The organism is Streptomyces sp. LHD-70, assembly GCF_031157275.1.
Taxonomy (GTDB): domain Bacteria; phylum Actinomycetota; class Actinomycetes; order Streptomycetales; family Streptomycetaceae; genus Streptomyces.
Map to the genome: position 1 here is coordinate 1 of NZ_JAVIFW010000046.1, position 15,861 is coordinate 15,861.

Annotated in this window: 16 protein-coding genes; 9 read left to right on the forward strand and 7 right to left on the reverse strand. The window is 70.6% G+C overall.

Features of this window, described 5'->3' with window-relative positions; translation table 11 throughout:
• The coding region (locus RCO28_RS38900; protein WP_308946150.1) for a TerD family protein at positions 1-107 on the reverse strand (107 nt) is incomplete at its 3' end.
• Positions 108-270: 163 nt separating this feature from the next.
• Here RCO28_RS38900 and RCO28_RS38905 point away from each other — a divergent pair.
• The 5 genes from RCO28_RS38905 to RCO28_RS38925 all read left to right on the forward strand — a co-directional run bounded on the left by RCO28_RS38905 (position 271) and on the right by RCO28_RS38925 (position 5,591).
• Positions 271-678: a BlaI/MecI/CopY family transcriptional regulator gene (locus tag RCO28_RS38905; RefSeq protein ID WP_308946135.1), complete on the forward strand. Its 408-nt coding sequence runs from the start codon at positions 271-273 to the stop codon at positions 676-678.
• A 6-nt stretch (positions 679-684) separates the two neighbouring features.
• Positions 685-1,623 carry a M56 family metallopeptidase gene (locus tag RCO28_RS38910; RefSeq protein WP_308946136.1) on the forward strand — a complete coding sequence of 313 codons (939 nt, stop codon included), beginning with the start codon at positions 685-687 and terminating at the stop codon, positions 1,621-1,623.
• Positions 1,624-1,842: 219 nt separating this feature from the next.
• Positions 1,843-3,198, forward strand: a complete 1,356-nt coding sequence (locus RCO28_RS38915; RefSeq protein ID WP_308946137.1) for a hemolysin family protein — start codon at positions 1,843-1,845, stop codon at positions 3,196-3,198.
• The gene (locus RCO28_RS38920) at positions 3,195-4,217 is read left to right on the forward strand and encodes a hemolysin family protein (RefSeq protein ID WP_308946138.1); all 1,023 of its coding nucleotides are present in this window, start codon (positions 3,195-3,197) and stop codon (positions 4,215-4,217) included. The genes RCO28_RS38915 and RCO28_RS38920 overlap by 4 nt, the downstream gene beginning before the upstream one ends.
• Before the next feature lie 210 nt (positions 4,218-4,427).
• Positions 4,428-5,591 carry an acyltransferase family protein gene (locus RCO28_RS38925; RefSeq protein ID WP_308946139.1) on the forward strand — a complete coding sequence of 388 codons (1,164 nt, stop codon included), beginning with the start codon at positions 4,428-4,430 and terminating at the stop codon, positions 5,589-5,591.
• 216 nt (positions 5,592-5,807) lie between these two features.
• Here RCO28_RS38925 and RCO28_RS38930 read toward each other — a convergent pair whose 3' ends face one another.
• Positions 5,808-6,251 carry an ArsI/CadI family heavy metal resistance metalloenzyme gene (locus RCO28_RS38930; RefSeq protein WP_308946140.1) on the reverse strand — a complete coding sequence of 148 codons (444 nt, stop codon included), beginning with the start codon at positions 6,249-6,251 and terminating at the stop codon, positions 5,808-5,810.
• 102 nt (positions 6,252-6,353) lie between these two features.
• Complete coding sequence (locus RCO28_RS38935) at positions 6,354-7,757, reverse strand: NAD(P)-binding domain-containing protein (RefSeq protein WP_308946141.1); 1,404 nt, start codon at positions 7,755-7,757, stop codon at positions 6,354-6,356.
• Between the two features lie 141 nt (positions 7,758-7,898).
• Here RCO28_RS38935 and RCO28_RS38940 point away from each other — a divergent pair, with 141 nt between their 5' ends.
• Positions 7,899-8,270, forward strand: coding sequence for a metalloregulator ArsR/SmtB family transcription factor (locus RCO28_RS38940; RefSeq protein WP_308946142.1), 372 nt, complete (start codon positions 7,899-7,901; stop codon positions 8,268-8,270).
• A 271-nt stretch (positions 8,271-8,541) separates the two neighbouring features.
• Here RCO28_RS38940 and arsB read toward each other — a convergent pair whose 3' ends face one another.
• Entirely contained in the window at positions 8,542-9,627 is a 1,086-nt protein-coding gene (arsB, locus tag RCO28_RS38945) for an ACR3 family arsenite efflux transporter (protein ID WP_308946143.1), read from the reverse strand.
• The gene (locus RCO28_RS38950) at positions 9,624-9,932 is read right to left on the reverse strand and encodes a metalloregulator ArsR/SmtB family transcription factor (protein ID WP_308946144.1); all 309 of its coding nucleotides are present in this window, start codon (positions 9,930-9,932) and stop codon (positions 9,624-9,626) included. The genes arsB and RCO28_RS38950 overlap by 4 nt, the downstream gene beginning before the upstream one ends.
• Positions 9,933-10,090: 158 nt before the next feature.
• Here RCO28_RS38950 and RCO28_RS38955 point away from each other — a divergent pair, with 158 nt between their 5' ends.
• Positions 10,091-10,510, forward strand: coding sequence for an arsenate reductase ArsC (locus RCO28_RS38955; RefSeq protein WP_308946145.1), 420 nt, complete (start codon positions 10,091-10,093; stop codon positions 10,508-10,510).
• 306 nt (positions 10,511-10,816) lie between these two features.
• Entirely contained in the window at positions 10,817-11,731 is a 915-nt protein-coding gene (locus RCO28_RS38960; RefSeq protein ID WP_308946146.1) for a hypothetical protein, read from the forward strand.
• A 398-nt stretch (positions 11,732-12,129) separates the two neighbouring features.
• Here the strand turns inward: RCO28_RS38960 and RCO28_RS38965 are convergent, their stop codons facing one another.
• Complete coding sequence (locus RCO28_RS38965; protein WP_308946147.1) at positions 12,130-12,855, reverse strand: DUF4241 domain-containing protein; 726 nt, start codon at positions 12,853-12,855, stop codon at positions 12,130-12,132.
• A 398-nt stretch (positions 12,856-13,253) separates the two neighbouring features.
• Here RCO28_RS38965 and RCO28_RS38970 point away from each other — a divergent pair, with 398 nt between their 5' ends.
• Positions 13,254-14,732: an FG-GAP repeat protein gene (locus RCO28_RS38970; protein WP_308946148.1), complete on the forward strand. Its 1,479-nt coding sequence runs from the start codon at positions 13,254-13,256 to the stop codon at positions 14,730-14,732.
• Between the two features lie 115 nt (positions 14,733-14,847).
• Here the strand turns inward: RCO28_RS38970 and RCO28_RS38975 are convergent.
• The coding region (locus tag RCO28_RS38975; protein WP_308946149.1) for a hypothetical protein at positions 14,848-15,861 on the reverse strand (1,014 nt) is incomplete at its 5' end.

The window sequence follows — 15,861 nt, forward strand, 5'->3', positions numbered from 1 at the left end:
CCGGTGGTGGTGCGTACGTCCCAGCCCAGGCCGACCAGGACGGCGGTCAGCCCCGGGGCTTCCTTGCTGAGGGATACGTTGCCGCCCTTGGCGAGGGAAACTCCCACTGCTCTCCTCCTAGTTGTGTGATGACTCCCGGCCCCGTCCCAGGGCCCGGGATCTAGAATCTACAGGAGTGTAGAAGAGGGGGGTAGGTTGGTGTCAGGGCCTTTACGATGAGCCGCCGCCCGCGTGGAGCCGCGGGGGCGGCACGGCCGGAGGGAGGCAGGTATGGCACACCGTGATCGGGGCGGCCGGGGCGAGCAGCCGAGATCCCGGCGGGGGCAGGGGGAGCTGGAGGCACAGGTGCTGTCGGCCCTGCGGCAGGCCCCGGGCCCGGTGACCGCCGGCTGGGTGCAGGAGCGGCTCGGCGCCGACCTCGCGTACACCACCGTGATGACCATCCTGACCCGCCTCCTCGCCAAGGAGGCCGTGTCCCGCAGGCGTGAGGGGCGCGCGTTCGTCTGGACCCCCGCCGCCGACGAGGCGGGGCTCGCGGCCCTGCGGATGCGCAAGGTCCTCGACGGGGAGAAGAACCGGGAAGCGGTCCTGGCCAGCTTCCTCACGGTTCTGCCCGCGAGTGACGAGCAGCTGCTGCGGGACCTGTTGAGTGCGGCCGACGACGAACCGGAGGACTGACGCCTCGTGGGGATCTTCGTATTCCTGCCGCTCGTGCTGCCCCTGACCGCCTGGCCCATCGCGCGACTCGCCGAGCAGCACCTGCATCCGCGTACCGCCACCCGCCTGCTCGCGTGGGTGGCCGGGCTGATGGCCGTGTGCAGCACGCTGTGTCTGGGGCTGCTGGTCGTCGTCGGTACCGCGCAGCTGCCCGGCAATCCGCTGCCGGACGGCTGGTCGGACCCTGAGGTGCGTGCGGCGGTGCCGTACGACGAGATCGCGGGCAGGGCCTCGATCCCCGTCCTCCTGCTCGTCGCCGCCGCCTGCGGCAGGACGCTGTGGCGCCACCGGCGGGTGCGCCGCAGGGCGTGGGCCGCCCTGTCCGGTCTTCCGGACTCGCCGGTGGCGGTCCTGCCGGACGAAGCCCCGTACGCGTACGCGCTGCCGGGCGCGGCCTCGCGAGGCGGCCGGATCATCGTGACGACGGGCATGCTGGCGTGCCTGAACTCCGCCGAGCGCCGGGCCCTGTTCGCCCACGAGCGGGTGCATGTCGAGGGACGTCATCACCGGCACCTGCTGGCCGTGCAGCTGGCCGCCCGCACCAATCCGTTCCTGCGCCCGCTGCGTACGGCGGTCTGCTACGCGGCGGAGCGCTGGGCCGACGAGGAGGCCGCCCGCGCGGTGGGCAGCCGCAAGGTCGTGGCCCGCGCCATCGGCAAGGCGGCCCTGGTCTCGCAGGGGACGCCGGGTCCGACGCTGGTCGCCTTCGCCTCGCCCGGGCCGGTCCCGCGCAGAGTCGCGGCGCTGCTCGGGCCCGCGCCCGTCCAGCGGATCTGGCCGCCGGTCTGGACCGCGGTGGGCCTCGCGACCTGGACGGCGGCGGTCGGTACGGCGCTGTCGGCGATGTCCTCGGCGAACTCGGCGGTCACGCTGTTCTTCGTGCTGCACGCGGCGACGCCGCTGTAACGGGAGCGGCGCCCCGACGCGTCGGCGCCGCCAAGGGCTGGAGCCGCTCTTTGCGGTTCCTTTACAGTGGGTGTAGAAACACGCGACCGCGTCATCACGCCACCGCGTCACCGTTCCGCGTACGAGAAGGAGCCACGGTCCCGCAATGGGTGAGCCTCCCAGTACCAGCCGTGCCACGACCTGCCCGCACCGCATGCGTGAGGGACGGGGGGTGGCACGGTGACCGAGTTCCTGCTCCTCCTGCTCGCCCTGCTCCTCACGCTCGCGTGCGCGGTGTTCGTCGCGGCCGAGTTCTCCCTGACCACCGTCGAGCGCGGCGAGCTGCAGCGGGCCGTCGAGGCGGGGGAGCGCGGAGCCGACGGCGCCCTGAAGGCGGCCCGTCGCCTTACCTTCCAGCTGTCCGGTGCCCAGCTCGGCATCACCGTGACGTCCCTGGTGATCGGCATGCTGGCCGAGCCGTCGCTCGCCGCGCTGCTGCGCGGGCCGCTTGAGGCCGTCGGCCTCGGCCCGGCCGCTCCGTCGGTGGCGACCGTCCTGGGCGTGGTCGTCTCCACGGTCCTGCTGATGGTGATCGGCGAGCTGGTGCCGAAGAACTGGGCCATCGCACGGCCGCTGGCCGTCGCGAAGGTGGTGGCGGCCCCGCAGCGCGGCTTCACGGCCGCGTTCGCGCCGTTCATCCGGCACCTCAACAACACGGCGAACCGTTTCGTACGCCGCTTCGGCCTGGAGCCCGCCGAGGAGCTGGCCTCCGCCCGCAGCCCCGAGGAGCTCGTGGCACTGGCCCGGCACTCGGCCGCCGAGGGCGCCATCGAGCAGGACTCGGCGGAACTCTTCGTACGCACCCTGCACCTCGCCGAGCTGACCGCGGAGAACGTGATGACGCCGCGCGTCGACGTCTGCGCCCTGGAGGCGCACGCCACCGCGGCCGACGCCGCCAACCTCAGCCACGCCACCGGGCTTTCCCGCTTTCCCGTCTACCGCGACAGCCTCGACGACGTGATCGGGACGGTCCACATACGCGACGTCCTCGCCCTTGACCCCGAGAAGCGGGCCGTCACCCAGGTCACCGTCCTGGCCAGTGAGCCGCTGCGGGTCCCCGACAGCCTCACCGCGGACCGCCTCCTGGGGCGGCTCCGCGAGAGGCGCACCATGGCGATCGTCATCGACGAGTACGGCGGCACGGCGGGTGTGGCCACGGTGGAGGACATCGTGGAGGAGGTCGTCGGCGAGGTCCGCGACGAGCACGACCCCGTCGAGGTCCCCGACCTGCTGCCCGCCCCGCCCGCGCAGGACGGCCGGCCCACCTGGGAGGCGGACGGCAGCGTCCGCACCGACCAACTCGCCGCCATCGGACTGACCGTCCCCGAGGGCCCGTACGAGACCGTGGCCGGACTGATCGCGACGCGGCTCGCCCGGATACCGGCCGAGGGCGACCGCGTCCTGGTCGAGGGCTGGCGCCTTGACGTGCTCGACGTGGACCACCACCGCGCCGAGCGGGTCCACCTCACCGCGCCCGCCGCGACCCGCGCGCGGGTCCCGCAGCCCGATTCGCACGTGAAGGAAGCCGTCCGATGACCACGCTGCAGCTCTTCATCGGCGCCCTGACGCTGCTGACCAACGCGTTCTTCGTCGGCGCCGAGTTCGCGCTGATCTCCGTGCGCCGCAGCCAGATCGAGCCGCGAGCGAAGGAGGGCAACCGCCGGGCGCGCATCACCCTGTGGGGCGTCGAGCACATCTCCCAGATGATGGCGACCGCCCAACTCGGCATCACGGCGTCCTCGTTGGTGCTCGGCGCCGTCGCGGAACCGGCCATCGCGCACCTCCTGGAACCCGGCTTCGAGGCCGCGCACGTGCCGCACGGCCTGGTGCACCCGATCGCGTTCGTCATCGCCCTGACCCTGGCCACGTATCTGCACATGCTGATCGGCGAGATGGTCCCGAAGAACATCGCCCTCGCCGCCCCGGTGCCCACCGCGCTGCTCCTCGGCCCGCCCCTGGTCGCCCTCACCCGCGCGCTCAAGCCGCTGATCTTCGGCATCAACGCCCTCGCCAACACCCTCCTGAAGCTGCTCAAGGTCGAGCCGAGGGACGAGGTCGAGGCGGTCTTCACCGACGACCAACTCGCCCGCCTGGTCGAGGACTCCAGGGCGGCCGGGCTGCTCGCACCAGAGGACGGCGAACGCCTCCGGGACGCGTTGGAGCTGGGCACGCGCCCGGTCGGCGAGATCCTCGTCCCGGCGGGCGGCATGCGCACCGTCGACCACACCATCACCCCGGCCCGCCTCGAACAGGTGGCGGCGCAGGCCGGTTTCTCCCGCTTCCCGGTCACCGGCCCCAAGGGCGCCTTGCTCGGCTACCTGCACATCAAGGACACCCTCGGCATGACCGACCGCGACCAGCCCTTCCCGCGCACGTCCCTGCACCCCGTCACGCGGGTACGCATCGACACCCCCCTTGACGACACCCTCACCGCGCTCCGGGCGGCCGGCAGCCACCTCGCGGCGGTCACCAGCGCGAGCGGCACCATCCTCGGATTCGTGACCATGGAGGACGTGCTGTCCGAACTGGTCGGCCCGACCCCCGCCATCGCCTGAGCCCCTGCACCTGCAAGCCCCCGGGCCGAGCCCGGGGGGTGGTTCCACATCACTTCTACATGCGTGTCGAAACCCACACGCGCCCAGGATGTACGGCAGTTGGCGCCGCTGGCTAAGGTGCCGGGGATGTCTCGCGCCGAATCCCACCCCCAATTCCATCAAGACGCAGGTTCACCGCTCCGGGTTGCCTCCGGGAGACCCATGAGTGGGATGCCGCGCACATTCGACCGTGCCGGAGCGCCCCTGCCTCCGGCCCGTACGACACCGGCCCGTACGACACCGGCGAGCGAGACGCCCCGAAGAGCCGCGGCCACAGCGGCCGACCACGCTCCGGCACGGAAGCCCGGCAAGCAGCGGGACGCGTTTTTCGACAACGCGAAGTACCTCGCGATCGTCCTGGTCGCGATGGGCCATGCCTGGGAGCCGCTGCGCGCCGACAGCCGTGCCGCCGCCGCGCTCTACATCGCCGTCTACACCTTCCACATGCCGGCGTTCATCATCATCTCCGGCTACTTCTCACGCAGCTTCGACGCGAGCCCGAACCGCCTGAAGCGCCTGGTCACCGGGATCGCCGTTCCGTACGTCCTCTTCGAGGTCGCGTACTCGCTCTTCAAGCGCTGGGCCAACGACGACCCGACCCACCCGATCAGCCTGCTCGACCCCTGGTACCTGGTGTGGTTCCTCGCGGCCCTGTTCATCTGGCGCCTGACCACACCCCTGTGGAAACTCGTCCGCTGGCCGCTGCCGTTGGCTCTGGCGATCGCGGTACTGGCGTCGGTCTCGCCGGACATCGGCGACGACCTGGACCTCCAACGCGTCCTGCAGTTCCTGCCGTTCTTCGTCCTCGGCCTGTGCCTGAAGCCCGAGCACTTCCGCCTGGTCCGCCGCCGCGAGGCCCGCATCCTGGCCCTGCCGGTCATGGCCTCGGCACTCGTCTTCGCGTACTGGGCGGCCCCCCGCATGAACGCCGCCTGGTTCTACCGCCGCGACAGCGCCCAGGAACTCGGCGTCCCCGGCTGGGTCGGACTCCCGATGACCCTCGGCATGTTCGCCTGCTCGCTGATCCTGGTCGCCTGCTTCTTCGCCTGGGTCCCGGGCCGCCACCTGTGGGTCACGGCGCTCGGCGCGGGCACGCTGTACGGCTACCTCCTGCACGGCTTCCTCGCCAAGGGCTCCCGCTTCTGGGACTGGTACGAGGTGGACTGGGTCCACACCCCCCTCGGCGCGATCGCCCTCACCCTCTTCGCAGGCACCCTCATCACAGCCCTGTGCACCCCACCGGTCCAGCGCATGTTCCGCTGGGCCATGGAACCGAAGATGGAGTGGGCGTTCAGACGGGACGCGGCGGCGGTGGCGCGCGGGACCAGCAGGTGAGTGGAGTACGGGGGCGGGGCAACCTGTGCCTGGACGCCCTCCAGCCGTCGAGATCGTCAACGGCGCCTGCTGCGACGGCGATCAGCGCGTCGACCCGGCTGCCGCCGCGACCGAGACCTGAACGTCAACGCCTCAGCAAACCCGCCGGTCTGCTGGTCGGCCACCCCGCCTGACGCAGGCCGGAGCACCGCCTACGAGACACCCTCGTGTGGCTCCTCAGCAACAGCCGCTGGCCTCCGGCGCTGCGGGCTCCTCGGCGCAACAGGCGCTCCGAGGTTGCTTGGTGAGGGTGTCGGCGTCGGCCTTGACGACGTAGACCTCCCAGGGTTCCTTGCCGGGGCCGTGGACCCAGACCTTGTCCTGGAGGGCGTAGCAGCAGGTGGTGTCGTTCTCCACCGTGGTGTCGAGCCCTCGGTCGGCGAGGCGGGTGGTGGCCGTGTGAACGGCTTCGGTGGACGTGACTTCGACGCCGAGGTGGTCCATGTGTGTGTCCTGCCCGGGCTCGCCCTGGATGAGGACGAGCTTGAGCGGGGGTTCGGTGAGGGCGAAGTTGGCGTACCCGTCGCGGAGTTTGGCCGGTTCGGCGTTGAACAGCTTGCCGTAGAAGGCGATCGAGGCTTCGAGGTCGGGCACGCGCAGAGCCAGTTGGACGCGGGACATGGTGTTCCTCCTGTCGTGGTCGTGGTCGTGGTCGTGGTGGTGGTCGATGGCGCGCGGGTGGTTCGGGTCGGCGTTCGGTCGGCGTTCGGGTCGGCGTTCGCGTCAGCAGCCTCCGGAGACGGAGACGGAGGCGGAGGCGGCCTGGGCGGTGCCGGGGGCGCCGAGCTGGATCAGGTCGGGGGCCGGGTCCGGGGTGCAGCAGCCGCCCGCCTGCTCCTGATCGGCGCCGGGGGTGTCGAAGAGGCCCGCGCCGCCGCACACCCCGGTCTCCGGGAGGGTGAGTTCGACGCGGTCGGCGGAGTCGGTGTCGCCGGAGACGGCGGCGACGACCGAGCGGACCTGCTCGTACCCGGTCATGGCGAGGAAGGTGGGGGCCCGGCCGTAGGACTTCATGCCGACCAGGTAGACGCCCTGTTCGGGGTGGGACAGCTCGCGGTGGCCGTGGGGGTACACGGTGCCGCAGGAGTGCTGGTTGGGGTCGATCAGCGGGGCGAGTTCGACCGGGGCCTGGAGGCGCTCGTCGAGGTTCAGGCGGATCTCGGACAGGAAGGTGAGGTCGGGGCGGTAGCCGGTCAGCACGATGACCTCGTCGACCGGTTCGAGGCGCCGGCCGTCCTCGGCGACCAGAACCGGACGGCCGTCACCGTCCCGCTCGACGGCCCCGGTGCGGAAGCCGGTGACCGCCTCGGCGTGACCGTCGTCGACCGCGGCCTTCGCGGCCAGGCCCAGGGCGCCGCGAGCGGGCAGCTGGTCGCTCTCGCCGCCGCCGAACGTGGAGCCGCTGATGCCGCGCCGAAGGATCCACAGGCCCTTGGTGCCCGCACCGTCGTCGGACTCGGCCAGGGCTGCGAGGTAGGCGAGGGCGGTGAAGGCGGAGGCGCCGGACCCGATGACGGCGGTGCGCTTGCCCGCGTAACGGGCCCGTACGGCAGGGTCGTTGAGGTCGGGGACGCGGTAGCTGATCCGGTCGGCCGCCGCACTCTCGCCGAGGGCGGGCAGACCGCTGCCGCCCGCCGGGGAGGGGGTGGCCCAGGTGCCGGATGCGTCGATGACGGCGCGGGCGAAGAACCGCTCCTCGCGGCCGTCGGCGTGGGCGACGTGGACGACGAAGGGCTGCGCCTCGCGGTCGGCGTCGACGATCCGGTCCCGGCCGGAGCGGGAGACTCCGGTGACGGTGGCGCCGGTGTGCACCTTCTCGCCGAGGGCGTCGGCGAGCGGCTGCAGGTACTGCTCGGCCCAGTCCCCGCCCGAGGGGTAGGCCGCGGCGTCAGGGCGGATCCAGCCGGTGGGCGCGAGGAGCTTCTCGGCGGCCGGGTCGACGACCTCGCCCCAGGTGGAGAAGAGCCGCACGTGAGCCCACTCGCGCACGGCCGCACCGGCGCGGGACCCGGCTTCGAGGACGAGCGGCTCGACGCCGTGCTCGACGAGGTGGGCGGCGGCGGCCAGTCCGATGGGACCGGCCCCGATGACTACGACAGGCAGCTCGGCGGTGGCGGGCGCGTTCACGGCGACTCCTAGCTGGTTGCTGCGGCTGTTTTAAGGTGCTTGTTTCGATAACTATCGATGGGTTGTGCCGCCAGCATGGCACCTGCTTCGACGAACGTCAACATAGACATGCATCGAATCGACGTGTGTCAACATAGACGTATGTCGAATGCGAAGGCGTTGCCGCTGCTCGAGCCGGTCGGCCAGGACGCCGCACCGTGCTGCCCGCCGCTGACCGAGCGGCCGTTCTCCGCCGAGGAGGCGGATACCGCGGCCCGCATGTTCAAGGCGCTCGGCGACCCGGTGCGGCTGCGCCTGTTCTCGCTCGTCGCCTCGCACGAGGGCGGGGAGGCCTGCGTCTGCGACATCTCCGACGTGGGCGTCTCGCAGCCGACCGTCTCCCACCACCTGAAGAAGCTCAAGGAAGCCGGCCTGCTGACCTCCGAGCGGCGAGGCACCTGGGTGTACTACCGGGTCGAGCCGTCCGTCCTCGCGGCCATGGGCAGGCTGCTGACCCTGCGTTCCGCCGTATGAAAGCGATCGGCGCCGCGGTCGTGCCGTAGCAGAGGCGACGCGAGCGTGGGCAGGTCAGTTCGGTGTCGCACGCGAGATCGGCGGCGATCTGAGCGCCGGAGTTGCCGCCACGCACGCACCACGACTTGTCACGACGCACGCCGCGCACCAACGCCGAACGTACGAGGGGAAGTTCGTAGCGGCGTTCGTACGGGGGTGGCGGCGCAGACGGCAACCGGCGGCGAGCCCTGCCTGGCCGCCGCCGGTTACCACCACATCGGGGTGCGCTACGTCATCGGGCGGCGAAATTCTTCCGCCAGGCCAGCGCCACGTAAACGAGGGCGACCAGGACCGGCACCTCGATGAGAGGCCCGACGACGCCGGACAGGGCCTGGCCGGACGTGACGCCGAAGGTGGCGATGGCGACGGCGATGGCCAGCTCGAAGTTGTTGCCCGCCGCGGTGAACGCGAGCGTCGTGGTGCGCTCGTACGAGAGGCCGATGACCTTGCCAAGCAGGAACGTGCCGAAGAACATGACCGCGAAGTACACAAGGAGCGGCAGGGCGATGCGGATGACGTCGACCGGTTGCGAGGTGATCGTCTTCCCTTGCAGGGCGAAGAGGATGACGATCGTGAACAGCAGGCCGTACAGGGCCCAAGGGCCGATCTTCGGCAGGAAGTTGGACTCGTAGGACTCGCGGCCCATCCTCTTCTCGCCGATGCGGCGGGTCAGGAACCCGGCGGCGAGCGGGATCCCGAGGAAGATGACGACGTTGAGCGCGATCTGCCACATCGAGATGTCGAGCTGCTCGCCGTTGCCGAGGCCCAGCCAGCCGGGCAGCAGGTCGAGGTAGAACCAGCCGAGCAGGCCGAACGCGATGACCTGGAAGACCGAGTTGAGGGCGACGAGGACGGCGGCGGCCTCGCGGTCGCCGCAGGCCAGGTCGTTCCAGATGATCACCATGGCGATGCAGCGGGCGAGGCCGACGATGATCAGGCCCGTGCGGTACTCGGGCAGGTCCGGCAGGAAGATCCAGGCGAGCGCGAACATCACGGCCGGGCCCAGGATCCAGTTGATCACCAGCGACGAGACCATGAGCTTGCGGTCGCCGGTCACGGCGTCGAGCCGGTCGTAGCGGACCTTCGCGAGCACCGGGTACATCATCACGAGCAGGCCGAGCGCGATCGGCAGGGAGATGCCGCCGATCTCCACCTTGGCCAGCGCGTCGCCCATACCGGGGATCAGACGGCCGAGACCGAGGCCGACGGCCATGGCGAGCAGGATCCACACGGCGAGGAAGCGGTCGAGCGTCGACAGCTTCGCGACGACCGAGGACTCCTCGGCCGTCGTGGGGGCGGATGCTTCGGTGCGGGTCACGGGCAGGCCCTCTTGTTGTCGGCGGCGGTACGGGCGGTCTCGGCCAGCTCGGCGAACTGGCCGGCGAGCGAGGCGATGACGTCCGGGCGGAGCCGGTAGTAGGTGAAGCGCCCGCACGGCTCGGTCTCCACGACCCCGGCCTCACGCAGCACTCTCAGATGGTTGGAGAGGTTGGTCTGCCGGGCGCCGGTCTCCTCCACGAGGTGGGTGGTGCACAGCGTCTCGCGCGCGAGCAGGGTCACGATCTGCAGCCTGAGCGGGTCGGCGAGGACTCGGATCAGGTCAGCATCGACTGACGTCATCATGGGCTGATACTGTCACATCATTCACGGCTGATGCCAACGCGGCCTGATGCGTAGGGCCCCTCCTGGCCGCCGGACGACTGGCCGCCGGACACGTACTCGGCCGGGTCACGTCTCCGCCGCCGCCTACGTCCGTTGAACCCCGCATGAAGGAAGAACGCATGCCCGCCGCTCCGCTCGCCTCGGTCCTGTTCGTCTGCGTCCACAACGCCGGACGCTCCCAGATGGCCGCCGGCTTCCTCAGCCACCTCGCGGGCGACCGCATCGAGGTGCGCTCCGCCGGCTCGATCCCGGGCGACCAGGTCAACCCGTCCGCCGTCGAGGCCATGAAGGAACTCGGCGTCGACATCGCCGACGCCCAGCCCAAGGTCCTCACCACCGAGGCCGTCCAGGCGTCCGACTACGTCATCACCATGGGCTGCGGCGACGCCTGCCCGATCTTCCCCGGCAAGAAGTACCTCGACTGGGCCCTCGAAGACCCCGCGGGCAAGGGCGTCGACTCCGTCCGCCCGATCCGCGACGAGATCAAGACCCGTATCGAGGCCCTCATCACCGAGATCGACACCCGGCACGGAGCGTGAGCGCCGTAGCCCGGACCGGCCCCAACTGCTGTTGACCGCCCGCTCTGTTGCCGATCCGGTGCGCTGCGGTGCGCCGCCCGAGGCCCCCGTCGGGTGGCCTGGGCGCAGGCGGAGGCGGAGGCCCAGGTGCTCCCCTGTCGAGGAGGGTGCGGCGTTGTCAGTGGCGGCTGTTAGTTTCCCGGGGCGTCGCTGAGGAGAAGTCAGGCCGCCCCCCGTCCAGTTGAACGCCGGCTGGAGTTCGGTGACGCGCGTGTGACCCAGTCCGGGTCCACGGACCGGAATCACTCCCCTCAGAGGAGAAGCTTGATGAGAAGCAGCGTGCTGGGACGCCTGGCCCGGGCCGGAGCCGTCCTCTCCACGGCACTGGCTCTGGCGGTGACGGCGGCCCCGTTCACGGGCGCGGCACAGGCGCACGAGGCGGTGTCGGGAACGCTCAGCTTCAGCGGTGAGCAGGGCGAGTACGTGTCCGGCGGCCAGTCCCACGCGTACGCGGCCGGGGCGGTCGAGATGTTCGACGTGTCGGGGCCCACCAGCGAGAGCGCCGTCGGCGTCACGGTCGTCACGCCCGAAGGCAAGCGCTGGTCCCTCCACATGGAGGCTCCCTACGGCCAGAAGCTGATCGCGGGCACCACCTACACCGGCGCCTCGCGCTGGCCCGATGCCCAACCGGACGACCCCAAGCTGGAGTTCGGAGAGACCGACCGGTGGTGCAGCACCAGCACCGGCTCCTTCACCATCACCCACATCGCCTACGGCCCCCAGGGCTACGTACGCGAAGTCGACGCCACCTTCGAGCAGTACTGCAACGGCTCCACGCTGCCCGTGCGCGGTGAGGTCCACGCCCGCATGCCCGAGCCGCCCGCTGAGCTCGTCGTCGGCCTGGACCTCGACGAGGCGGGCACAATCGACACCCGCACCGGTCAGATCACGGTCGGCGGCAAGGTGACCTGCAACAAGCCTGCGTCCATCACCCTCAACGGCCGCGTTGTCCAGACGCAGAAGCAGGGCACGCCCGTCGGCTACTACGAGAACAAGACCGTCACCTGCACCCCCGGTGCACCGGTCCCGTGGTCCGTCTCCTTCACCGGCGCCGAACCCGACTCCACCTTCCGGCCCGGCACCGCCACCCTGAGCGGCATAGGGAGGGCGAACGACCGCGACTACCCGGCGTCCGTGGACACCGGCTACCAAAGCACCGAGGTCACACTCAGCAAGGCCTGACCCCGACGCGGGCCCGGCACCAGCCCGGGCGCGCCCCGTCGCGGTCACGTAATCGATCGACGTCGTGATCTGCGGCGAGCTCACAGCAGTTGTCGACTTGCTCATCATTGAGCGCCCTTCCACGACCCGGAGACGGCCCGGGGGAGGGCGCTCAATGCGCGGGCAACGCCGCGCTCGCTGAAGAGGGGTCGGCGAGCCCTCAACTGCCCGCGCCGGCCGCCACGTTGTGGCCCGCGGCGGTGAGAATGCCGCTCACTAGGAGCCGATCGGCCCTCACTGGCCTGTGTCAGAGACTCTGGTGGTGGTGGGCAGAAAGAGTCGTTGCTGCAGCAAGCGCTGGGTCGCCCGCGGGTCGGTGGTCACGGGGGTAGGACCCGGTCTGCTTCAAGGCAGCGGCATCATGCTTTGGCGCCGGCCATGCCGCTGGTGACGACGATCGCGGCCACGTCGCCGGTCTCGGTTCGCCCCAGCCAGACGACGCCGCCTGACTGCGCCGTGAACGTCACCAGATCGGCTTGCTGTGACTCGTCGCTGATCCGCTCGCACCCGTCCGGAAGCTGTCCGCTGTCACGCGGCTGCCAGCGGCCATCCACGCATGTGCGAAATGGTGCGGACAACGTCGTCCACGCGCCGGCGTCGGCGAAGCAGCCGACATTATGGTCCGCGCCGAACCGGGGATGCTCGCCCGGCGGTAGCTGCTCGATGTCCTCGCCGACACCCAGGCCCATCTCCCACCCGACCACCGGGGCATCACTGATGCGCAACCGGGTCGCCGCGCACTCGACGCCATCGAAGCGTTCACCGAAGAACTCGTACGGTCCTGCCGTCCACGCGAGCTCCACTCGGTAGACGCCCGAGGGAATGCGCGCCGCCAGCTCCCGCGGTGGTCTCGTCGGCAACCCACGCTCATAGCGCCAGGTGTCGTCGTCGTCCCACGGCGCATCGACCACAAGGCGGCCGCTGGGTACACGGAAGCTCGTCACCTCCTCGATGCTCGTCACGACGACGGGTGTTGTCGGGTCGTCGTACACCGTCCCCAGGTGAGCACCGGGCGTGAACGCCGTCTCCAAGTACCAGGCGGCTTCAGGCCCGGCTGCCAGCCGCGCGTCCCCGACCCACTCCATGTCCCACCCCTCCTCGCCGCCCGGCCGGACGGTCAACCGAAAGCTACGTGGGCCCACTGACATCGGCTCTTCGTGCATCGCCGCGATCCGACCTGTCTCCAGGTGCCGACGTCTGAACTCGACGTGGCCAACCGACAGTTCCCTGATGAACGCGCGTGACGTCTGGGGCATGAGTGTCGGCGAGACCGGTTATTGTTGCGCGCCGACTCAGTCATGATCGGCAGCGGCCGGACGGCCGTCTGTAGTGACGTTCGTTCTCTCCCCCCACGATTGACGTTCGTTCTCCCCCCACGCCAGGTTCACGGATCCCCGACCGGGGGTCGTCGCGTTTTCACATCGGGAGATATCGCGTGACATTTGAAGAGGGAAGACAGCCCTCGTCGAGACGTAACACCCGCATGGCAACTGCCATCGCTCTCGCTGCCCTGACGGGCGGCCTGCTGGTCCCCGCTCTCGCGGGCAGCGCCTTCGCGGCGACCGGCGATCGTGCCGCGGTGTCCGGCCGCGACGGGGACTTCAACGGCGACGGCTACGTCGACCTCGCCGCCTCCGCCCCCGACGCCACGGTCGACGGCCTGGCGGGCGCCGGGGCCGTCACCGTCGCGTACGGCTCCGCGGCGGGCGCGGGCGCCGATCAGGCCGAGCGGGTCACGTTCACCCAGAACTCCAAAGGCGTCGGTGGGCAGGCGTCGGCCGGTGACCACTTCGGATTCTCCGTGGCCATCGCCGACTTCAACAATGACGGCTTCGCTGATCTCGCCACCGGTGCCCCGGGCGAGGACGTCGGTGACGATCAGGACGCCGGCATCGTCCAGATCCTGTGGGGCTCCCCGGACGGCCTGCGGGGCAGCGCCAGACTCGCCGATCCCACGAGCGCCGATCAGGACGCCCACGGGCGGACCCTCGCCGCGGGTGACTTCAACGGCGACGGCAAGGACGACCTGGCCGCCGGCAACACCTCGGCCCAAGCCTGGCTGTACGCAGGCGGCATCGCCAACGACGGTGCCGACAGCGGTACTTACCCGCTGGGCAACCTGAATGCCTGGGGAGGCGAGGTCGTCGCCCTCACGTCCGGTGACGTCACCGGCGACGGCGCGGACGACCTGCTGTTCAACCACTCCCAGCTCTATCGAAGCGGGGGTGACGCAAGCACGCTGGGCCTCAACCCGTCGCCCATGCAGGTCGGCTACCGCGGTGGCTACTCCTCGGTCTTCGGGGACTTCGACAACGACGGCTACGGGGACATCGTCCTCGGCCGTGAGGGCGAGCACGGTGGCGAGATCACCTACGTCCCGGGCCGCCCCGTCTCCCAGACCGACCCCACCTGGACGGTGGACGACGTCGAGAGGTACACCCTCACCCAGGACGACTTCGACACACCGGGCGACGGCGACCTGTACGACCAGTACGGCGCCGGACTCGCCGCGGGTGACATCAATGGCGACGGCCACGACGACCTCGCCGTCGGTGACCCCAACGAGGACACCGACGCCGACACCGTCGCCGACGCCGGGCACGTGACCGTCATGTACGGCGGCTCCATCGGGCTCACTACGACCAACCGCCAGGTATTCGACCAGGGCACCGAGGGCGTCCCCGGCGAGAACGAGGCCGGCGACGGTTTCGGCTCCCGGCTGCTGCTCAGCGACCTCAACGGTGACGGCCGGAAGGACCTGACCGTCGCGGCGCTGGGCGAGGACGGCGAGAGCGGCGCGCTCACCACGCTCCTCGGTTCGGACATCACCCTCACGGTCACCGGAGCACGCAGCCTGACCCCGACGTCCTATCTGCTGTCGACCGACGGACAGCCGCACCTCGGCAGCAGCCTCCAGGGGCACCCGCCGATAACGCCTCAGCCGCTCCCTGACGTCGGCTAAGAGCGCGGTCCCGGAAACGGACGGCCCAGGCCGGGGATCGGTTATCCCGGGCCTGGGCCGTCCGCGGACGATGCCGAACGTTCTACGGAGCCGATCACCGCTCGTCATCGGCGGCTCACGCTGACCGCGCCTCAGGGGCCGGCTCCCCACGGCTCCCAAAACGCCCCGTGCCCTGGTACTTCACTTCGGGGTGGCGGGATTTGAACCCACGGGATCTTCGTCCCGAATGAGCGAGGCGGGAGATGATCACGCCGGGAAGCATCTGGTGCCGCACCCACCCGGGCGCCATGGCACAGACGGCTTCGAGAGTGCTGGCCGCCTGCTCCCACCGACGGCATTCCACATGGGTCAGGGCGACGTCCAGACCGTAGCGGGCGCGGGTGGCGAGAGGCACGGTGTCGTCGAGGCGGACCGTGTCCATGAGCTTCAGTGCGCCGCCCGTGTCGCCGAGAGCGACGGCGATGCTCATGGCCTGTGTGGCGGCGTAGAGCGGGCCATACGGCTGAGCGTGTTGTCCGCGGGCGTGCTCGGTGCCGAGCCGGGCGCCAACGGCGTGTGCCTGGGACAGGTACTCGTGGGCGGTGTCCGGGGAAGCCCCGCCCCGGGAGGCTGCCACGGCGGCGTTGGTGACCAACTGCCCGTAGACCGACAGCCGGTCCGGGTCGTGCTCCGACATCTTCGGCTCGATCCGATCCGCCTGAGCGACGGCCAGTGCATAGCTCTGGGCGGTCCGTCCGTCTCGGAGGTTCACCCAGGCGGTGGTGGCGAGGTGGGCGTCGCGCAGGTCGTCACCGGCCTGGACGGCGATCTGGCGTCCGTAGGTGAGCGCGGCGTAAGCGAGGTCCCGCGAGCCCCAGACGTTCGCCGCCATGCCCGCGGTCTGGAAGACGTCGGCCAGAACGCCGGCAGCGGCCTCCTTGTCGCCGGTGCCGGCAGCGTCGTAGCGGGCTCGGGCCTCGGGCAGTAACGCACCGAGCAGGGCGCCGAGTTCGGTGTACCGACCCTCCCAGTAACTGATCGTTTCAGAATGAAGTTCGTTGTGGGGCTTGGCAGTTGGGTGTGGCCTCGACAGGATCTGTTGGGTGTCTGCTGATCTTGTGCCTGATGACCTGTGGGAACGTGTGGCCCC

Excerpts from the sequence above, each read along its gene's own strand:
- RCO28_RS38905 (WP_308946135.1), top strand. The coding sequence starts at position 271 with ATGGCACACCGTGATCGGGGCGGCCGGGGCGAGCAGCCGAGATCCCGG.
- RCO28_RS38930 (WP_308946140.1), bottom strand. The coding sequence starts at position 6,251 with ATGTCCCGCGTCCAACTGGCTCTGCGCGTGCCCGACCTCGAAGCCTCG.
- RCO28_RS38960 (WP_308946146.1), top strand. The coding sequence starts at position 10,817 with ATGAGAAGCAGCGTGCTGGGACGCCTGGCCCGGGCCGGAGCCGTCCTC.
- RCO28_RS38955 (WP_308946145.1), top strand. The coding sequence starts at position 10,091 with ATGCCCGCCGCTCCGCTCGCCTCGGTCCTGTTCGTCTGCGTCCACAAC.
- RCO28_RS38965 (WP_308946147.1), bottom strand. The coding sequence starts at position 12,855 with ATGGAGTGGGTCGGGGACGCGCGGCTGGCAGCCGGGCCTGAAGCCGCC.
- RCO28_RS38950 (WP_308946144.1), bottom strand. The coding sequence starts at position 9,932 with ATGATGACGTCAGTCGATGCTGACCTGATCCGAGTCCTCGCCGACCCG.
- RCO28_RS38925 (WP_308946139.1), top strand. The coding sequence starts at position 4,428 with ATGCCGCGCACATTCGACCGTGCCGGAGCGCCCCTGCCTCCGGCCCGT.
- RCO28_RS38920 (WP_308946138.1), top strand. The coding sequence starts at position 3,195 with ATGACCACGCTGCAGCTCTTCATCGGCGCCCTGACGCTGCTGACCAAC.
- RCO28_RS38940 (WP_308946142.1), top strand. The coding sequence starts at position 7,899 with ATGTCGAATGCGAAGGCGTTGCCGCTGCTCGAGCCGGTCGGCCAGGAC.
- RCO28_RS38970 (WP_308946148.1), top strand. The coding sequence starts at position 13,254 with ATGGCAACTGCCATCGCTCTCGCTGCCCTGACGGGCGGCCTGCTGGTC.